The sequence below is a fragment of the Janthinobacterium algoris genome (genome assembly GCF_051380935.1).
Taxonomy (GTDB): domain Bacteria; phylum Pseudomonadota; class Gammaproteobacteria; order Burkholderiales; family Burkholderiaceae_D; genus Janthinobacterium.
On the sequence record NZ_JBNYXZ010000010.1, the window covers coordinates 14,910 to 32,769 of the forward strand.

Below are 17,860 nucleotides of genomic sequence, written 5' to 3' on the forward strand. Positions count from 1 at the left end.
CCGTCATGCGGCCGCCAAATCAAACGGCAGCTTGCGTAGGCGTTTACCCGTCAGGGCGAACAGCGCGTTGGCGAAGGCGGGCGCCAGCGGCGGCACGCCCGGTTCGCCCATGCCCGTGGGCGCGTCGCCCGACGGCACCAGGTGCACCTCGATCACCGGCATGTCGGGCATGCGCGGCACGGGGTAGTCGCCAAAGTTCTGCTGCTCCACCACGCCATCCTTGAGCGTGATGGCCGCGCCGGGAATGGTCATGCCCAACGCCATCAGCGCGGCGCCCTGCACTTGCGCCTCGATCGTCAGCGGATTGACGGCCAGGTTGCAATGCACGCCCGCCCAGACCTGGTGCAGCCTGGGCGCGCCTTCCACCACCGACGCCGTCACCACGTAGGCGACTACGGAATTGAACGATTCATGCATGGCCACGCCCCAGGCCTGCCCTTTCGGCAGCTTTTTCCTGCCATAGCCGGACTTGGCCACGGCCAGGTCCAGCGCGGCGATATGGCGCGTGTGCTTGGCATCGATCAGCTGCTTGCGGTAAGCGACGGGGTCCATCTTTGCCACATGCGCCGCTTCGTCAATCAGGGTTTCCATGACAAAGGCCGTATGCGTCGAGCCGACGGAGCGCCACCACAGCACGGGCACGTTCGCCTTGGCCGTGTGCACGGACAGCTTCATCGGCACGGTGTACGGTTCGCCCATGCCTTCGACCATGGTGCCATCGACGCCATTTTTCACCATGAAGGCTTCGAACGGCGTGCCGGCCATGATGGACTGACCCACGATGGTATGGTCCCAGGCGAGTATCTTGCCCTTGGCGTCGAGGCCAATCTGCGCGCGGTGCACATGCGACGGCCGGTAGTAGCCACCCTTGATGTCATCCTCGCGGCTCCACATCAGTTTCAGCGGCCCGCTCTTGCCGGCAGCCAGGTACGCCTTGGCGACGTTGACGGCTTCGACCACATAGTCGGACGACGGCACGGCGCGCCGGCCGAAGCCACCGCCGGCCATCATCGTATGCAGGGTCACCTGCCCGGGTTTCAGGCCGGAGGTAGCCGCGATGGCCGCCTGGTCGCCCGTCTGGAATTGCGAGCCTACCCACATCGTGCATTTGTCAGCCTGCAGGTCGATGACGCAATTGAGCGGCTCCATCGGCGCGTGCGCCAGGTAGGGGAATTCGTAGACGGCTTCGATCTTTTTCGGCGCCGTGGACAATGCGGAGACATCGAATGCGCGCGCCACCGTGCCCGGCGTTTTGGCCAGCGCCTTGAAGGCCGCCAGTTGCTTGTCGCTGCTGACCTTTTCCACGGCGCTGCTATTCCATTCGATCACCAGCGCATCGCGTCCCTGCTTGGCCGGCCAGTAGCCGTCGGCGATGACGGCCACACCGCTGCCGCCACGGTCGGTTTTCACTTCCAGCACCTCAAGTACCCCCTTGATGGCCTTGGCCTTGCTGGCGTCGAACTTCGCCACCTTCGCGCCGAACACGGGCGGGCGGGCCACCATGGCCACTTTCGCGCCGGGCGGTTTGAAGTCGATGCCGAACTGCTGCTTGCCAGTGGATTTGGCTGCCGCGTCCAGGCGTTTCACGGGTTTACCGATGATGACAAATTCGCGCGGGTCTTTCAGCTTGACGGTGGTGGGCACGGGTTGACGCATGGCCGCGTCGGCAAGTTCGCCATACGTCGCCTTTTGTCCGCCAGGACCATACAGCACGCCCTTGGCGGCGCGCACCTGGTCGGGATGGACTTTCCACTGCGCGGCGGCGGCGCCCACCAGCATGGCGCGCGCCTTGGCGCCGATTTCGCGGTACTGCGTAAACGAATGGGCGATGCTGCCCGAGCCGCCCGTCATCTGCATGCCGTAGGCGGCATCCTTGTACTGTTCCCCGGCCGGCGCCAGAGCGCCATGCACCTGGCTCCAGTCGGCGTCGAGTTCCTCGGCGATCAGCATGGGCAAGCTGGTTTGCACGCCCTGGCCAAATTCCAGCCGGTTCACCTGTACCGTCACCGTGTTATCGGGGGCGATGTGAAGGAAGGCATTCGGCGCATATACGGGCTTGGCGGGGGCGCTATCGGCCGCCATCGCCAGCTTGCCCGCGCCCGGCAGGAAAAAACCCAGCATCAAGCCGCCACCAGCCGCCGCGCCAGCCTTCATGAAACCGCGCCGCGACACGCCATCGGCCGCGCCAACCACAGCCATCGGCGCCGATGCCAGCGCCGCGCCCAGGGTCACTCCGCCATGCTGCAATGCTTCCTGATTCAACCATTCGATACGCATGTCGTTCTCCTCAGGCCAGGGTCTTGGCCGCGTCCTTGATGGCCGCGCGGATCCGTTGATAGGTGCCGCAGCGGCAGATATTGCCGCTCATGGCGCCATCGATTTCGGCATCGCTGGGCGCCTTGTTGGTGCGCAGCAGCGCCGTGGCGCTCATCACCTGGCCGCTTTGACAGTAGCCGCATTGCGGCACGTCGTGGCGCACCCATGCCGCCTGCACCGCCTTGCCCACCTGATCGTTTTCCATCGCCTCGATGGTGGTGATCTTTTGTGCGCCGACCGAGGAAATCGGCGTAATGCACGAGCGGATCGGCTGGCCGTCGAGGTGCACCGTGCAGGCGCCGCACAGGGCCGCGCCGCAACCGAATTTGGTGCCCGTCATGTTCAGGTTATCGCGCAACGCCCACAGGATGGGCGTGGAAGGATCGGCGTCGACCTGCGTGTCGCGTCCGTTGATATTCAAGGTAATCATCTGCTGCTTCCCCTTTTTTGGATTGTTATGGCATTTACAAACAACACTTGATGATACGACAGCGGAAAAAAGTGCAAAAAAAGGCGCGCCTTGCGAGGGCGCGCCGTCCAGCCTTCCTGGCGACAGCCCGGATTACTTAATGGTCGAGAATTTCTGTTCCAGCGTTTTCGCATCGACTGCGCCCGGAATGCGGCTGCCGTCGGCAAAGAAGATGGCCGGCGTGCCCGAGACGCGCAACTGCTGGCCCAGAGCCAGGATTTTTTCATGCGGGTTGGCGCAAGTGGCGGCCACCGTAGCTGGCGCCTTGCCGTTCAGCATCCAGTCATCCCAGGCCTTATTGCGGTCCGGTGCGCACCAGACATTGCGCGACTTGGCGATGGAATCGGGCGACAAAATGTTGTACATGAAGGTGTAGACGGTGACGTTGTCGATTTCCTTCAGCGCGTTCTGGCGGAAACGCTTGCAATAACCGCAGTTCGGATCTTCGAACACGGCGATCACGCGCTTGCCATTGCCCTTGACGGTTTTCATGGCCGAATCGAGCGGCAGGTCGGAGAACTTGATACGATTGACTTCGTCCAGGCGCACCTTGGTCAGGTCTTGCGACGTCTTGGCGTCAAAGACGTGGCCGACGAACAGGTATTGCGCGGCTTTGTCCGTGTACAGGATGTCGCCACCCGTGCGCACTTCGTACAGGCCGCCATACGGGGTTTCCTTGACCGAATCGACCTTGGCGCCTTCGCCCAGGCGCGGCTCGATCAGCTTTTTGATGCTCGCTTCCGTTGGCGTTTCCGCGCCGGCGCACGACATCATCAGGCCCGAGGCCAGCACTAATGCGATTCTGCTCATTTTTATCACTATCACTTCTCCACTTGAAACGCCTGGCGGAACTGGCATCTGGTCCGGCGGCGATCTTTTTAACAAAACGAACGCCGCAGACCAGCTGCGGCGACCTTGAATTTTCACTGCTACCATTATCCGGCGATATCTTAAGATTCGCTGATATCCCAACGCTTAAGACTTACTGATGTCCCAATGCGTGTGAAATCATTTTTCGCTTCAGGGCCGGTAATTTATCCAGCAAGTTTAATCCCAAATTGCGAACCACGCGCAGCGGTTCCAGATCGGCGCCAAATAATCGCGCCAGGCCATCGGTGGCCAGTTGCATCAGCAGCACGTCTTCCTTGCGCGCGCGCGCATAGCGGGCCAGCACGCGCTCGTCGCCGATGCCGCGGTGCGCCTCGCGTTCGCTGATCGTCTTGACCAGCTGCGCCACGTCGGCAAACCCCAGGTTCATGCCGTGACCGGCCATCGGGTGCACCACGTGGGCGGCGTCGCCCACCAGAGCCACGCGCGGCGCCACCATGGCGTGCGGGCGCATCAAGGTCAGCGGAAACGCGCGCACCAGCTCCGGCTGCAACGGCGTCAGTTTGCCCAGTTTGTCGTGGCAATATGCGGCCAGGCGCGCGGCCAGGGCATCGGCCGATTCGGACATCAAGGTGTCGGCCAGCGCATCGGGCGCCGACCAGACCAGCGAAACGCGGTCGCCCGGCAGCGGCAGCAGCGCGACGATGCCTTGGCTGCCCGTGAACCACTGGTGGGCCGCGCCATGATGCGGCTTTTCGCAGGCGAAGTTGCTGACCACGCCGCGCTGGCCATACGAGCGGTAATCGAGTCCGATATCGCACTGACCGCGCACCCACGACTGGGCGCCGTCCGCGCCCACCACCAGCGCGCAGGTGATGCTGTCGCCGCCATCGAGGTGCACGATGGCCGACTCATTCGTCCATTCCAGGCGGCTGGCGCGGCCCTGCACCACGTTGACGTTCGGCGCGAACTTCAGGGCGGCGTCCAGGGCCTGGCCCAGGTTGCGGTCTTCGACGATCCACGCCAGCGTGCCCACATGGGCGCCATAGGCGTCGAAACCGAGTCCGCCCGCCTGCGCGCCGTCGCCGTTGACCAGCATGGCGTCGACGGGCGCCACCCTGTCGGCCTGCAGCGCGCCCCATACCTTCAGCGACGACAGCAACTGGTGCGCCGTGTGATTGAGCGCATACACGCGCACATCCCAGCTGGCTTCGACCGGCTTGGCGGCCGGCGCGGGAGGGCTGACCGGGGATAACAGGGTGACGCTTTGTCCTGCCTGGGCAAACGCCAGCGCCGTGGTTTTCGCGATGGCGCCGTTGCCGACGATGCAAACGTCGCTGTGGCTATGCATGAAGCGCCGCATGGTAGGGGGAGTGGGACTGTTCATGCGGCCATTATAGCGTTTGCCTCAGCTGTTTCAGATAGTCCGGAAGTACAGGACGCGTGTCCCAGATCAAGCGGCGCCATGAAATACGGGCAGCACGTGGTCCGCGATCTCCTGTAGCGTCTCGGCCAGCGGGCGGCGGTTCTGCCGCAGCTGCAGGCCGATATGCCGCACGCCGGCCTCGCGCATCGCGTGCAGCTCCGCGATCAGGCCATCGCGCCCCATGCGCCCGCCGAAACGAAAACGCTGCAGCGGCAAGTTCGGATCTTCGTCCAGGTCCAGGTGGATGAAGCTGACGTAGGGCTTGTCGTCACCGGCCACTGCGCGCCATTGCGCCGCCCGCCGCGCATGGTCGTCCGGCGTGCCCGGATACGCGAGCCAGCCATCCATCTGTGCGCCGATCCACGCGGGCGACTGCTGCGCCAGCCCCGCCACCAGCAGCGGCAACGGCGCGGCGGGCTTGGGCAGCAGGCGGATGCCCGCTGGCAGGCGCGTCTCGCCCCAGTCGCGCAGCATGGCGACCTGCTCGCGGAAGGCAGCGCCACGCTGATCGAAGTCGCGGCCAAACACGGGATACTCGACAGGCCGGTCACCGCTGGCCACGCCCAACAGCAAGCGCCCGCCACTCAGCTGGTCGACGCTGGCCGCCGCCTTCAAGGTCAATACCGGTTCGCGCAGCGGCAGCACCACGGCGGCCGTGCCCAGCAAGATGTTCTTGGTGATGCCGGCCAGGTAGCCCAGATACGTAAATACCTCGAAGACCTGGGCAGCATCGCCGAACGATGGATCGTACAAGGGCACGTCGCGCAGCCACAGCGCTCTGAAACCCAGGCGATCGGCCAGCTGCGCCAGATCCGCATGCTGCTTCATGTCAGGCTCCCCCGGTACGCGGCGCGACGCCGCATTCGCCTGGCGTCCCACGGACGACCAGTCATTATCGAGCGGCAGTTCCAGGCCGATATTGAAACCGCCCTGCCCCAGCTTCGTCATGGCGCCCATATCAATCCCACTGCGGCGCCAGGCCGTCCGGGTTGGCCAGGCGCTCGCCCCGTTCCAGGGTCGCCATCTGCGCCATGTCATCCGGCGACAGGGTGATACGCTGGAAATGCAGGTTCGCTTCCAGGTTGGCGCGTTTGGTCGATGACGGGATCACGGCAAAGCCCTGCTGCAGCGACCAGCTCAGGGCCACTTGCGCCGGCGTCACGCCATGCTTGGCTGCGATGGCCGCAATCACGGGGTCGGCCACCACCTTGCCATACGCGAGCGGCATGTAGGCCGTGATGTGGATGCCCTGGCTGCGCGCGAACTCGATCACCTTGCGGTTTTGCAGGAAGGGGTGGATCTCGACCTGCTGCGTGGCGATTTCAGATGCCCCCACCGTATCGATCGCTTGCTGCAGCTGCGCATTCGTGAAATTCGACACGCCGATGGCCTTGGTCAGCCCCTGCGCCTTGGCGTCAAGCAGCGCCGCCATGTACTCGGCGACGGGAATCGCGTCTTGCGGCGACGGCCAGTGGATCAGGGTCAGGTCCAGTTGCTCCAGCTGCAGCTTGTGCAAGCTGTCTTTCAGGCTGGGAATGAGTTTGTCGCGCTGCAGATTGTCGATCCAGATCTTGGTGGTGACGAACAGATCGTCGCGCGGGACGGGGCTAGCGGCGATCGCCTGGCCCACTTCGGCTTCATTGCCGTAGATTTGCGCCGTATCGATATGGCGGTAGCCGACGTCCAGGCCCGTGGTGACGGAATCGATGACGACCTGGCCCTGCAGGCGGAAAGTGCCCAGGCCGATGGCGGGGATGGCGGTGTGATCGGTGGTGGCGTTCATGCGGTAGTCCTCTCAAATCAGTAACGATGAGTACACTATGCACTCTTCTTTTGTTGAGAAAAATACCGTTTATCTCAAATAATATTTGATCCACAGGCAAGTAAGGACCTGCCGCTGCAAGAAATCCGGGAAAAGTCACAGCCGGCTCTTGCATTCCCGTTTTGGTCTGCTATAATTCGCCACCTTGGCCTGGTAGCTCAGTCGGTAGAGCAGAGGATTGAAAATCCTTGTGTCGGTGGTTCGATTCCGCCCCGGGCCACCAAGAATTCGTTCACGCAACGCCCACTCATGTTAGTGGGCGTTGTCGTTTCTGGGGTGCGCAGTCCTTGGCGCCGTTTCATTTCCGGCGCAAAAGCTGCACCCCGTTGACATCCCTCACTTCAGCTCGACCTGCGCCGTGCCTTGCGTCGCCCAGAGGCGCCGATAGGCCCCGTCTGGATCATGGTCACGCATTTGCTTTTGCAGGTTGAACCGTCGCCCATTGCGCGGGTCGGTCCCTCGGCCGGCAACGTACAGCCAGTTACCCTGATTGCTGTAAACGTCGTAGTCGATCAGTTGCGCTTCAAACCAGGCAGCGCCGGCGCGCCAATCGCAGCCCAGATCGTGCACCAAGTAACTGGCAACAATTTGACGCAGCCGGTTGGAGAGATAACCGGTGGCACTGAGCTCGGTCATGCCCGCATTGACAAGCGGTTCACTGGTGCGGGCTTGGCACCATGCTTCGAATCGATGCGCATCGTGACTGGGCTGGCTCAGGCTGCTCAAGCCTTGCGCACGGTACAGCGCGCCCCCATGCTGCAGGTGCAGAAAGCGAAAATAGTCGCGCCACATCAATTCAAACCAGATCCAGTAAGTGCTGTCGTTGGCGCCATGCTCTGCTTCAAATTGCCTGAGTGCGGCGCACACCACGCGCGCGGATAGCGCGCCGCAGGCTAGCCATGGAGAAAATTTGGTGGAATAGCCCACGCCGGTCAAACCATTGCGTGAGAGCTTGTAGGTGTGTGCCAGCTCGCCACCGAAATACTGGTGCAGATGTTCAGCGGCGGCACTCGGGCCACCATAAAAAGCCGGTAGCGCGTACGGGAACGACGACCGTGCGGTGGCAAGATGCGCGTCCTGGAGCACGTACGGCACCACCGCCCAGGTTTCAGCCAGTGCTTCGAAGGTCGGCGGCAACGGCGGAATTGTCGGCGGCCGCGCGAGCGGGGTCGACGGCGCCACCTGCTCTCGCTCTATGAGTATACGGAAGTTGGTGAATACATCGGGCAAGGCAGCGCACGGAAACGGCAGCGCGGCCGGATCGAGCAAGCTCGATTGCCACAGCGCTTCTACTGTCAGGCCAGCAGCACGCAGTGCGGCAAGGTCGCCCTGCTCTTCTGGCGCGGCAATCTCCTCGCAATGGATAGTCGTCGCGCCGATGGAATGCGCCAGTGCCAACAACACCTGGGCGGGGTCGCCCTCGACCTCCAGCAACTGACTGCCGTGCGACACCAGCTGCGTCGCCAAGTCCGTCAGACCCGACCGGAGAAAATGCTGGCGATGCGGGCTGGTGCGCGGCACATTCCAGCGCGTCGCGACCGACGCGCTGCGATGGCAATACACAAACAACAGATGGCCGGCGCGTTGGCAGGCCTGGCGCAAGGCCGGATTATCCTCGAGCCGCAAGTCATTGCGGAACCAGTAAATATGCGTTTGTGCCGACCTTGCGACGGGGGCGATATTCATGTCTGACGCTTGCTATCCTGGCGACAGCGATCTGAACAGTATTTCACCTCGTCCCAGACCTTTTCCCATTTTTTACGCCATGCAAACGACAACTGGCATTGCTGACAGCGTTTGGTCGGAAGGTCAGATTTTTTTCGCATACGCATGTTGATAACTCTGGCTAACGAAGGACGCAGGGTGTCACGGGAGGCAGCCGAAACAGAAGCCGGTCGCAACTGGGCGGCCTGACGGCCCGCTCGATCGAGTATGCCACATTCGGGCGGCGCCACAATCTTACGGAAAAACGGATCTGGCGCTGTTATAAACTCCGTCCTGAACGAGCCGTTTCCGGCCCGCTCGCTACCATCATCCAACGCACCTGGCGCCGGGAAATCGCCTCCTTACCACATCAAATCATCAGGAATCTGGAACGCCGCATACGGATCATCCTCGTCCACTTCGGTGCTGGCCTGTTTTACACGCACGACGATGGCGGGATCGCGCTCGGCGATTTTGTCGGCGATGATGCGCGGCACCAGTTCCACGGCGCCGCCCAGGCAGACGATCACCAAACGGCCCGCCACCAGGTGGGCTTGCACGGCAGCCGTCACGTAGAGGCGCTCGATCTTGTTGTTGAACGTAAAGTTGTACGGCACGTCGCCGTTGTTGCCCTTGCTCTGGCGGTTCTTTTGCACCATTTGCGCAATCTGCGCCACGATGGCCTTCTGGTTGGCGGCCGCGTCGCGCTGGGCGTTCAGTTCGCGCGCGCGTTCGGCATTCTTGCGCTGCGTCTCCAAGGCGGCCAGGCGCACCTCATCGACACTTTGCGTACCGCTCTTGCGCTCGTCCTTTTTTTGCTTGCTCTTGTCCTGGTTGGCCAGTTTGACCTTCTTCTTGTCGACCAGACCGGCCTTTAAAAACTGCTCTTGCAACGAGACCATAACTACTCCGTATTGAGGGTGCGCCGGCCAAGACAGCGGCATCGACCGGTGGAAAGACGCTAGCATAGCAAAAAACAGGGCCGCTGCCGCCGCAGAATGGCTGCCCGGGCCAGCCGGTGGAGGCTTGGCGCCTGGCAGTAACAAAAAGACACACTCGATTAGAAATTTTGTTGATAAATGTCATATAGTTAGTTACGTTCTGCATATCGGCTTAGCTGCCGGTTGCATCCCCCCTTCCACTGACTGCGTCTACAAGGATTTGCCATGAAACAATTAATCGCCCTCTGCATCGCCGCCGCGTTTGCCAGCACCGCCTTTGCCGCCGCACCGGAAGCGGCTCCCGTCGCCAAGACGGCGCAACAGTCAAAAATGACCACTTGCAATGCCGATGCTGCCGGCAAGAAAGGCGATGAGCGCAAAACCTTCATGAAGGAATGCCTGAGCGCCAAGCCGGCACCGGCCATGACGCAGCAAAACAAGATGAAGGCGTGCAATGCCGACGCCAAGGACATGAAGGGCGACACGCGCAAGGCGTTCATGAAAGAATGCCTGAGCGCGCCCAAGAAATAAGCGCCGGTTCGAAGCGCCAGTGGACGCTTCACTCCACAGCGCCAGCCGGAAGGCTGGCTTTTTTTTGTTCCCGATATGGAACCCCCTCTTGCCCTATCGCCAGTCCCCTTCCTCTGCCAGCAGCCTGCTGGCCACCGCCTGCCTCGCCCCCCTCTTGGCAGGCTGTCACACGGCCACGCGACAAGGCTGAACGCTGAACGCCGGCAATCATGATGAATGATCAAGATGACATGGGGAAAGATAGCGCGTAGTATTTAATCAACCTACTGCTCAGTACGGTTACACGGCATTCTGGAGAAAGGACGGCAGCGTGGCGGCGTCGAACGATCTCGCGCACTGGCGCGGCCAGGTCTTTAACCGCCTGCTGCAGGTGGTGCTGCTGCTTGGCTTCGTGACGGCCATTCCCAGCGCGCTGCTGGCCGCGAGCGAAGCTATCTGGTCGATTGTCGCCCTCGACTTGCTGGCCATCGGCTGGGTCGGCGTCATCTGGCATCTGCGGGCCATGCCCTACCGCTGGCGCGTGTGGCAACTCCTCATCGTCGCCTACCTGGTGGGCGTGGGTCTGTTGCTGAAAATCGGCCCCGTCAGCCAGATCTACATGATGCTCATGCCCGTGCTGGCGGCCTTGCTGCTTGGAATGCGGCCAGCCCTGACGACGCTGATCCTGACTTCGCTGACCCTCTTTTTTCTCGGCCTGCATCCCGACGTCGCCCTGCAACTGCCGGGCACGCCCGATTCTCCCGTGCTGCGCGCGCTGATCGTGGCCCTGAACTTCCTGTTTATCGCCGCCGTGCTGACCCTGTCCTGCGCTTTCCTGCTGCGCCACCTGGAAGACAGCAGCCAGGCCCTGTCGCAACGCAACGCCGAGCTGCGCTTGACCGCCACGGCGCTGGCCCGCCTGAACGATATGGTGATGATCGCCGAAGTGGCCGAAGTGGCCGAAGTGGCTGATGCACCGCCCGGCCCCGGCGCGGTGCCGGCCACGCACATCATCTTCGTCAACGACGCCTTCGAGCGCAGCAGCGGCTATGCGCGCGCCGAGGTGCTGGGCCGCAGCCTGCTGTTCCAGCACGGCCCCGCCACCGATGCAGACGAACTGGCGCGCATCGCCGCCGCCATGGCCCGCGCCCAACCGGCTCGCGCGGAATTACTGAACTACAACAAGAGCGGCAAGGCGTACTGGGTCGTAGCGGAACTGGTGCCATTCACTGATGCGGACGGCAAGCAGACGCACTGGGTGGCCGTCGAGCGCGAAATCGACGAGCGCAAGAAATCGGAAGCGGACATCCACCGCCTGGCCTTCTACGACGTGCTGACTGGCTTGCCCAACCGGCGCCTGCTGATGGACCGCATCGCCCATTTGCTGGCCGCCGCGCCGCGCGACCATACAATCAGCGCGCTGATGTTCATCGACCTCGACCACTTCAAGCACATCAACGATGCGCGCGGCCATGCCACCGGCGACGCGCTGCTGCGCCTGGCGGGCGAACGGCTGGCGCAACTGATGCGCAAGGCCGACACGGTGGCGCGACTGGGCGGCGACGAATTCGTCGTGCTGCTGGCGCACCTGGCCGAGGACCTGGACAGCGCCGCCCATGCTGCATCCCAGGTGGCCGAGAAAATCCGCGCCGCCATCGCACGCGACTTCGATATCGGCGGGCAGTCCTACCATTGTAGCGCCAGCATTGGCGTGACCCTGCTGCCGAAAGCGGGCCGGCAGGCGCACGACCTGCTGCGCGAAGCCGATATCGCCATGTACCGCGCCAAGGCCGAAGGGCGCAACGGCGTCGCCTTCTTTGAAGCGGCCATGCAGGCGGGCGTGGAGCGGCGCCTGACCCTGGAACGGGCGCTGGCGCGCGCCCTCGATGACCATGAATTATGCATGCACGTACAGCCGCAGGTCGACCGCGATGGACGGGTGACGGGAGCCGAAATGCTGATGCGCTGGCCGCAGGCGGACGGCACGCACGTCGCGCCGGGCGTCTTCATCCCCATCGCCGAAGAATCGGGTCTGATCGTCAGGCTGGGCCACTGGGCCCTGCGCGAAGCGTGCCGCGCCGCTACGTTGCTGGCGCAGGCCGGATCGCCCATCGCCCTGTCGGTGAACGTCAGCCCGGCCCAGTTCCGCCAGCCCGATTTCGCCTCCCGCGTGCAGGCGGCGCTGGCCGAACACGGCACGCCGGCGGCCGCCCTGATCCTGGAATTGACGGAAGGCTTGCTGATCGACCAGCGCGACGCCTCGCTGGCGCGCATGCGCGAACTGGCCGAGCTCGGCATCCGCTTTTCCATCGACGATTTCGGCACCGGGTATTCCAGCCTCGCCTACCTGACCTCAATGCCGCTGTACGAACTCAAAATCGACAAGCGCTTTATCGACGACACGCCGCGCGATGCGCGCGACACGGCCATCGTGCAAGCGATACTGGCCATGGCGCGCCACCTGGGCTTGCGCGTGGTGGCCGAAGGCGTGGAAACGCAGGAGCAGGCCGACTTCCTGATCGCCCACGATTGCGACGGCTTGCAGGGCTACCTGTATGCGCGGCCGATGCCGCTCGAAGACTTTCTCGCCTGGCTGGCCCGGCATCAAGCTTAGCTTTCCGACATTTCCTGCACGAAACTCCTCCGCTAGAATACCGGCCTCATAGCCTGTACCTTCACCATCCCCTTTGATTAAAGTGATCCCCGATGCGTCTGGTTCTTCCCCTGCTGCCGCTCCTGCTGCTATCTCTGCTGCCCGCCGCCCATGCGGCCCCCTCCACCACCATCACGCCCACGCCGATCACCCTGGACCAGGCCATGGCCGATCCCGACTGGATCGGCACGCCCGTCGAAGCGGCGTGGTGGGGCTGGCATGGCCAGCTCTACTACAAGCAAAAACGCCTCGGCTCGCCCCTGCGCGACACCTATCAATTGCCAGGCGCGAACGCCAGGCTCAATAGCGGCAGGAAGGTCGACGATGCGCAACTGGCGAATCTCGATGGCCAGCAGATGGTGGTCAACCGGGCCGGCACGCGCGCCATCCTGCTGCGCAACGGGGATTTGTTCGAACGCGACCTGAAAAACGGCGCCTTGATCCAGATCACGCGCGGCGTCCCGGCCATCAGCGACCCGCAATATTCCGCCGACGGCAGCGCGGTACAGTACCGCAGCGACACCGACTGGTTTAGCTGGAACCGCTCTGACCGCCTGAGCGCCCCGGTGGCCCTGCTGCGCGCGGCCAAGGACCCGGACGCCAAGCCGGAAGCGGACACCCTGCGCGACCTGCAACTGCGCCTGATCGTCAACCTGGCGCGCCAGAAGGAAGACCGCGATGCCAGCCGCGAGCGTCGTCACGAAGAGCGCCGCCTGGACAGCACGCGCGCGCCGGAACCGATCTACCTGGGCGAGAAAGTCACGATTTCGGGCAGCGCCCTGTCGCCGGACGGCCGCTGGCTGCTGTTCCTCACGCAAGATAAAGCCGCCGAGAAGGGCAAGCTGGGCAAACTGGCCCGCTACGTCACGGAAACGGGCTACCCGGACGTGGATGACGAGCGCACGCGCGTGGGCCGCAACATGCCCATCGCACAAAGCCTGAAACTGGCCGACCTGCGCACGGGCCAGGTGCGCGAGATCGCTTTCGACAGCCTGCCCGGCATCGCCGTGGACCCGCTGGCCGAGCTGCGCGCCGAACAGAAGCTGCCGCCATTGAAGGGCAACCGCCCCGTGCGCATCGACGCCCAGCGCGACGGCATCGCCTGGACCGATGACGGTTCCAAGGTGGCCGTGCGCATCCGCGCCATCGACAACAAGGACGGCTGGATTGCCAATGTCGACCTGGCCAACGGCGCCCTCATGCCCGTGCACCGCATCAGCGACGCGGCCTGGGTCAACCGCCGCGCCGACGAATTCGGCTGGCTGCCCGACAATGCCACCTTGTGGTATTTGTCCGAGGAAAGCGGCTACGCCCACCTGTACACGAAAACCGGCACAGCACCCGCACGCGCCTTGACCAGCGGCCAGTGGGAAGTGAGCGCCGTCGAGTGGAGCCGCGACGGCAAGCACGCCTATTTTCTATGCAACCGGCAGGCGCCGGGCACGTATGAAGTGTGCGCCAGCACGGCCAGGGAGGGCGGCGCGCGCGAAGTGACGAACTTGAAAGGCGTGGAAAACTTCGGCCTGTCGCCCGATGGCAGCAAGCTGCTGCTGCGCTATTCGACCAGCTATGTGCCGGCCCAGCTGGCGACGGTTTCTGTCACTGGCGGCAAGGCGAATATCCTGACCGATACGCGCAGCGACGCCTTCAAGGCGCGCAACTGGATCATGCCGCAGCTGGTGCAAGTGCCGTCCTCGCATGGCGCGGCGCCCATCTGGGCCAAGCTGTACCGTCCGGTGCAACTGGAAGCGGGCAAACAGTATCCTGTCGTCATGTTCGCGCATGGCGCAGGCTACCTGCAGAACGTGACCGAACGCTACCCCGTCTACTTCCGTGAACAGATGTTCCACAACCTGCTGGTAGAGCAAGGTTACATCGTGCTCGACGTCGACTACCGCGCCTCGCTCGGTTACGGCAGCGCGTGGCGCACGGCCATTTACCGCCAGATGGGCCACCCGGAACTGGAAGATTTTATCGACGGCGCCAATTGGCTGGCGCAGCAACACCAGGGCGATATCAAGAATGTGGGCATCTATGGCGGCAGCTATGGCGGCTTCATGACACTGATGGCCCTGATGCGCGCGCCGGAAGTCTTCAAGTCCGGCGCCGCCCTGCGCCCTGTGACTGACTGGACCACCTACAACCACGAGTACACGGCGAATATCCTGAACACGCCGGACATCGATACGCAAGCGTATAAAATCTCGTCGCCAATCGAATACGCCGACAAACTGACAGGCAACCTCTTGATTGCCCATGGCATGATCGACGACAACGTGTTTTACCAGGATTCGGTGCGCCTGTCGCAGCGCTTGATCGAGCTCAAAAAGGATAACTGGGAAATGGCCAGCTACCCGATGGAGCGCCACGGCTTCGTGCAGCCGGAAGCGTGGTATGACGAGTACCGCCGGATTTATCAGTTGTTCCAGCGCACGCTGAAGTAAACCTCCAATGCCCGCTTTCAAGCGGGCATTTTTTATATGCAGCTCACTCAGTCAAACGGCACCGGCCGCGGCGTCGTGTCCGACGATGGCGGCAAGATCGGCAGCACGATGTGCGGCTGCTTGCCCGTCAAGGTCTTCAGGAAAGCCACCAGCTTGGCATTTTCATCGGGCGTAAACGTGCGGCCCAGTTGCAAGCGGCCCATCACGTCAACGGCCTGCGTCAGGGTCGCCGCTTCGCCATCATGGAAGTAGGGGTAGGTCAATTCCACGTTGCGCAGGGTGGGGACCTTGAAATTGAAGCGGTCCGCATCCTTGCCCGTCACGGCCGAGCGCCCTTGCGCCGTCATCGCCGTTTTATAGGGTTCCACCACGCCCATCTTCTGGAAGGTGTTGCCGCCCACGGCGGGACCGTTATGACAGGCGATACAGCCGCTCGATTTAAATAGCTGGTAGCCAGCCAGCTCGTCTTTCGTCAACGCGCTCTTCTTGCCGACCAGCCATTGGTCAAAGCGCGCACCGGGCGTCACCAGCACCTCTTCAAAGGCGGCGATGGCGCGCGTGACTTGCTCGATGGTCAGCTTATCCTGGCCAAAGACTTGCCTGAATTCCGCGCGGTAGGCGGGAATCGAGGCCAGCACGTCAATGGCCAGCTCGTGCGTAAAAGCCATCTCGCCGGGATTGGCGATGGGGCCACCCGCCTGCTCCTGCAAATCCTTGGCGCGGCCATCCCAGAATTGCGCCACGTTCATGCTGGCATTGAGCACCGTGGGTGAATTGATGGGCCCCCGCTGCCAGTTGTGGCCAATCGACGTCTTGATGTTATCCGTGCCGCCCATGCTCAGGTTATGGCAGCTATTGCAGGAAATGAAGCCCGAACGCGACAGGCGCGGGTCGAAAAACAGCTTTTTACCCAACTCGACCATCGCCGGATTGGCGACCTTGGCGGCAGTGATCGGCTGGATCGGCTCTTTCTCGGCGGCATGAAGAGAAACGGCAAAAGCCAGGCTGGCGATGAAGACAAAGGGGGATAAGGTGCGGCGCATAGTCTAACTCCTGGAAACATTCCCGAATCGGCGGCACGCGCCGGCGCGGGAATGCAGCACGCCGGCCCGGTTGCCACCCGACCATCGCTGGTTGGATGTTGATTTATATTAACTTTGACTGCTTGGCAATGAAAATGACCGGGATCAAGGATAGTCCAGCGCGCGAATCGAGCTTGCCATTTGGGCAAGCGTGGCACATGATGAGGGCATGCAAACGCCAATCTACCCCACCCTGTTGCCACTGCTGCGCGCCGCGTGCGCCGGCCTCCTGCTGCTGGCCGCCAGCGCCTGCGGCAGCGCCCCCACACAAAATGATGCACCGCCCGCCCCCGGCAATGCCGGCTTGCTGGCGCAGATCCAGGCGGAAGTGGGCAGTGCTGCCTGCGATTCCACCCAGCAATGTCAAACCATCGCCATCGGCGCCAAGGCGTGCGGCGGACCGGAACGCTACCTGGCCTGGTCCAGCAAGGACAATGACGGCAAAAAACTCAAGGCACTGGCCCAGGCGCACGCCGAGGCGAGCCGCAAGCAGCAGCAAGCGGATGGCATGATGTCGACCTGCTCCATCGTCACCGACCCGGGCACCACCTGCGAGGCGGGACGCTGCGTGCTGCAAAAGAGCGGCCTGGGCGGCAGTTCGGCCCTATAGGCAAGCATAACCACGCCGCTGGGTCAGCGGATTTTGGGGTTTTGCTACGCGTCAGGACTGCAATTGCAAGGTCTTGACGATCTTGCTTTCCACCTTCTCGCCCGCGCCTGAAGTGGCATTCTTGCTTTCCTTGCGCAGCAACAATAAATGGTCACCGCTGACACCATACTGGCGCGTCTCGTCCGTCTTTTGCGTAAAGCTGATAACGACAAAGGCGCGTCCGCTCACATCCACGTGGAAATGGCTGGCCAGCGGCGTACCGTCCGCGGCGATCCACACCTCAATGCCGCCTTCGAACTTTTTCACATACTTGCGGTCTTTTTCAGGCACCTTGTCGAGCGACAAAGTAAAGCTGAGCAGGCGCGCCGGCTTGCCCTTGTAGCTATCCATTTTTTCGCCGCTGAACACAGCTTCCTCAATCTCGCGCGACAGGGTATCCGCCGCCGACACCATGGCACGCAGCTCCGCCGCCTTCATTTCCCCCAACGCAAAGCCGATCGGCGTCTTGACCTTCGGATCTTTCACCCTGGCGCGCTGTTCGGCTTCCACTTTCGCCAACAAGTCCTTACTGTAGAGCACCTGCAAGCCCGCCGGCCCGCCCTCGACAGCCACCGTGGCCTGGCCGCTATCCTCGTCCGCCGTCTTGCCCTCGCCCTCGCGGCGCCAGGTTTTCGACTCGACCTGCGCCTTGATGGGCATTTGCCCCTGCAAACGCGCCAGTGCCGCATTCAAATCGGCCAGCCCGTCGGCCTGTGCGGCACCGCAAAACAAACTGAACAAGCCCGCCACCGCCAAGCCTTGCACTCCAATACGTCGCTGCATCGCCACATCCCTTCAGGTCATACAAGGATGCCAAAACACCATGTTTTGGCCATCTGTTGCATTTGAACACAGCTAGCTCTGGTCAGGTAGAAAGTCTTTCTGCTATAATTCGCCGCCTTGGCCTGGTAGCTCAGTCGGTAGAGCAGAGGATTGAAAATCCTTGTGTCGGTGGTTCGATTCCGCCCCGGGCCACCAAGAATTCAGCAGCACCTATCAAAAACGCCACCTTCGGG

At 62.7% G+C, this 17,860-nt stretch carries 15 protein-coding genes and 2 tRNA genes; 6 read left to right on the forward strand and 11 right to left on the reverse strand.

Annotated elements, in window-relative coordinates; all coding sequences use genetic code 11:
- Positions 1 to 3: 3 nt before the first annotated feature.
- The 6 genes from ACQ4W7_RS15975 to dkgB all read right to left on the reverse strand — a co-directional run bounded on the left by ACQ4W7_RS15975 (position 4) and on the right by dkgB (position 6,822).
- A complete protein-coding gene (locus ACQ4W7_RS15975) occupies positions 4 to 2,277 on the reverse strand; it encodes a xanthine dehydrogenase family protein molybdopterin-binding subunit (RefSeq protein ID WP_436531681.1) in 2,274 nt (757 codons plus the stop codon).
- 10 nt (positions 2,278 to 2,287) lie between these two features.
- The gene (locus tag ACQ4W7_RS15980; RefSeq protein ID WP_426073170.1) at positions 2,288 to 2,746 is read right to left on the reverse strand and encodes a (2Fe-2S)-binding protein; all 459 of its coding nucleotides are present in this window, start codon (positions 2,744 to 2,746) and stop codon (positions 2,288 to 2,290) included.
- Between the two features lie 132 nt (positions 2,747 to 2,878).
- Positions 2,879 to 3,595 (reverse strand): DsbC family protein, encoded by a 717-nt coding sequence (locus ACQ4W7_RS15985; protein ID WP_426073171.1) that lies wholly within the window; start codon positions 3,593 to 3,595, stop codon positions 2,879 to 2,881.
- Between the two features lie 172 nt (positions 3,596 to 3,767).
- Complete coding sequence (locus ACQ4W7_RS15990; RefSeq protein ID WP_436531684.1) at positions 3,768 to 5,000, reverse strand: FAD-dependent monooxygenase; 1,233 nt, start codon at positions 4,998 to 5,000, stop codon at positions 3,768 to 3,770.
- Positions 5,001 to 5,066: 66 nt separating this feature from the next.
- On the reverse strand, positions 5,067 to 5,996 hold the full coding sequence (locus tag ACQ4W7_RS15995) for an LLM class oxidoreductase (RefSeq protein ID WP_436531686.1): 930 nt from the start codon (positions 5,994 to 5,996) through the stop codon (positions 5,067 to 5,069).
- A 1-nt stretch (position 5,997) separates the two neighbouring features.
- Positions 5,998 to 6,822 (reverse strand): 2,5-didehydrogluconate reductase DkgB, encoded by an 825-nt coding sequence (gene dkgB / locus ACQ4W7_RS16000; RefSeq protein WP_426073174.1) that lies wholly within the window; start codon positions 6,820 to 6,822, stop codon positions 5,998 to 6,000.
- 186 nt (positions 6,823 to 7,008) lie between these two features.
- Between dkgB and ACQ4W7_RS16005 the strand changes: the two genes are divergently transcribed.
- Positions 7,009 to 7,084: transfer RNA gene (locus ACQ4W7_RS16005), tRNA-Phe, on the forward strand.
- Positions 7,085 to 7,197: 113 nt separating this feature from the next.
- Here the strand turns inward: ACQ4W7_RS16005 and ACQ4W7_RS16010 are convergent.
- From ACQ4W7_RS16010 to ACQ4W7_RS16020, 3 genes are all read right to left on the reverse strand, one after another.
- Complete coding sequence (locus ACQ4W7_RS16010; RefSeq protein ID WP_436531688.1) at positions 7,198 to 8,547, reverse strand: DASH family cryptochrome; 1,350 nt, start codon at positions 8,545 to 8,547, stop codon at positions 7,198 to 7,200.
- Complete coding sequence (locus ACQ4W7_RS16015; RefSeq protein WP_101484844.1) at positions 8,544 to 8,693, reverse strand: DUF2256 domain-containing protein; 150 nt, start codon at positions 8,691 to 8,693, stop codon at positions 8,544 to 8,546. Before ACQ4W7_RS16015 ends, ACQ4W7_RS16010 begins: the two co-directional genes overlap by 4 nt.
- Before the next feature lie 234 nt (positions 8,694 to 8,927).
- Positions 8,928 to 9,467: a DUF2058 domain-containing protein gene (locus tag ACQ4W7_RS16020; RefSeq protein WP_426073177.1), complete on the reverse strand. Its 540-nt coding sequence runs from the start codon at positions 9,465 to 9,467 to the stop codon at positions 8,928 to 8,930.
- A 264-nt stretch (positions 9,468 to 9,731) separates the two neighbouring features.
- Here ACQ4W7_RS16020 and ACQ4W7_RS16025 point away from each other — a divergent pair, with 264 nt between their 5' ends.
- The 3 genes from ACQ4W7_RS16025 (at position 9,732) to ACQ4W7_RS16035 (ending at position 15,113) form a co-directional block, all read left to right on the forward strand.
- A complete protein-coding gene (locus tag ACQ4W7_RS16025) occupies positions 9,732 to 10,037 on the forward strand; it encodes a PsiF family protein (RefSeq protein WP_426073178.1) in 306 nt (101 codons plus the stop codon).
- 310 nt (positions 10,038 to 10,347) lie between these two features.
- Positions 10,348 to 12,630: a putative bifunctional diguanylate cyclase/phosphodiesterase gene (locus tag ACQ4W7_RS16030; protein WP_436531691.1), complete on the forward strand. Its 2,283-nt coding sequence runs from the start codon at positions 10,348 to 10,350 to the stop codon at positions 12,628 to 12,630.
- Between the two features lie 92 nt (positions 12,631 to 12,722).
- Positions 12,723 to 15,113, forward strand: a complete 2,391-nt coding sequence (locus ACQ4W7_RS16035) for a S9 family peptidase (protein ID WP_436531693.1) — start codon at positions 12,723 to 12,725, stop codon at positions 15,111 to 15,113.
- 47 nt (positions 15,114 to 15,160) lie between these two features.
- Here the strand turns inward: ACQ4W7_RS16035 and ACQ4W7_RS16040 are convergent, their stop codons facing one another.
- Positions 15,161 to 16,156: a cytochrome-c peroxidase gene (locus ACQ4W7_RS16040; RefSeq protein ID WP_436531695.1), complete on the reverse strand. Its 996-nt coding sequence runs from the start codon at positions 16,154 to 16,156 to the stop codon at positions 15,161 to 15,163.
- A gap of 208 nt (positions 16,157 to 16,364) precedes the next feature.
- Between ACQ4W7_RS16040 and ACQ4W7_RS16045 the strand changes: the two genes are divergently transcribed.
- Positions 16,365 to 16,805, forward strand: coding sequence for a hypothetical protein (locus tag ACQ4W7_RS16045; RefSeq protein ID WP_436531697.1), 441 nt, complete (start codon positions 16,365 to 16,367; stop codon positions 16,803 to 16,805).
- 51 nt (positions 16,806 to 16,856) lie between these two features.
- On the opposite strand, the gene ACQ4W7_RS16050 is transcribed toward ACQ4W7_RS16045, so the two are convergent.
- Positions 16,857 to 17,627: a hypothetical protein gene (locus ACQ4W7_RS16050; RefSeq protein ID WP_436531699.1), complete on the reverse strand. Its 771-nt coding sequence runs from the start codon at positions 17,625 to 17,627 to the stop codon at positions 16,857 to 16,859.
- A gap of 119 nt (positions 17,628 to 17,746) precedes the next feature.
- On the opposite strand from ACQ4W7_RS16050, the gene ACQ4W7_RS16055 reads away from it, so the two are divergent.
- Positions 17,747 to 17,822 (forward strand) — tRNA-Phe (locus tag ACQ4W7_RS16055).
- Positions 17,823 to 17,860: the final 38 nt, after the last annotated feature.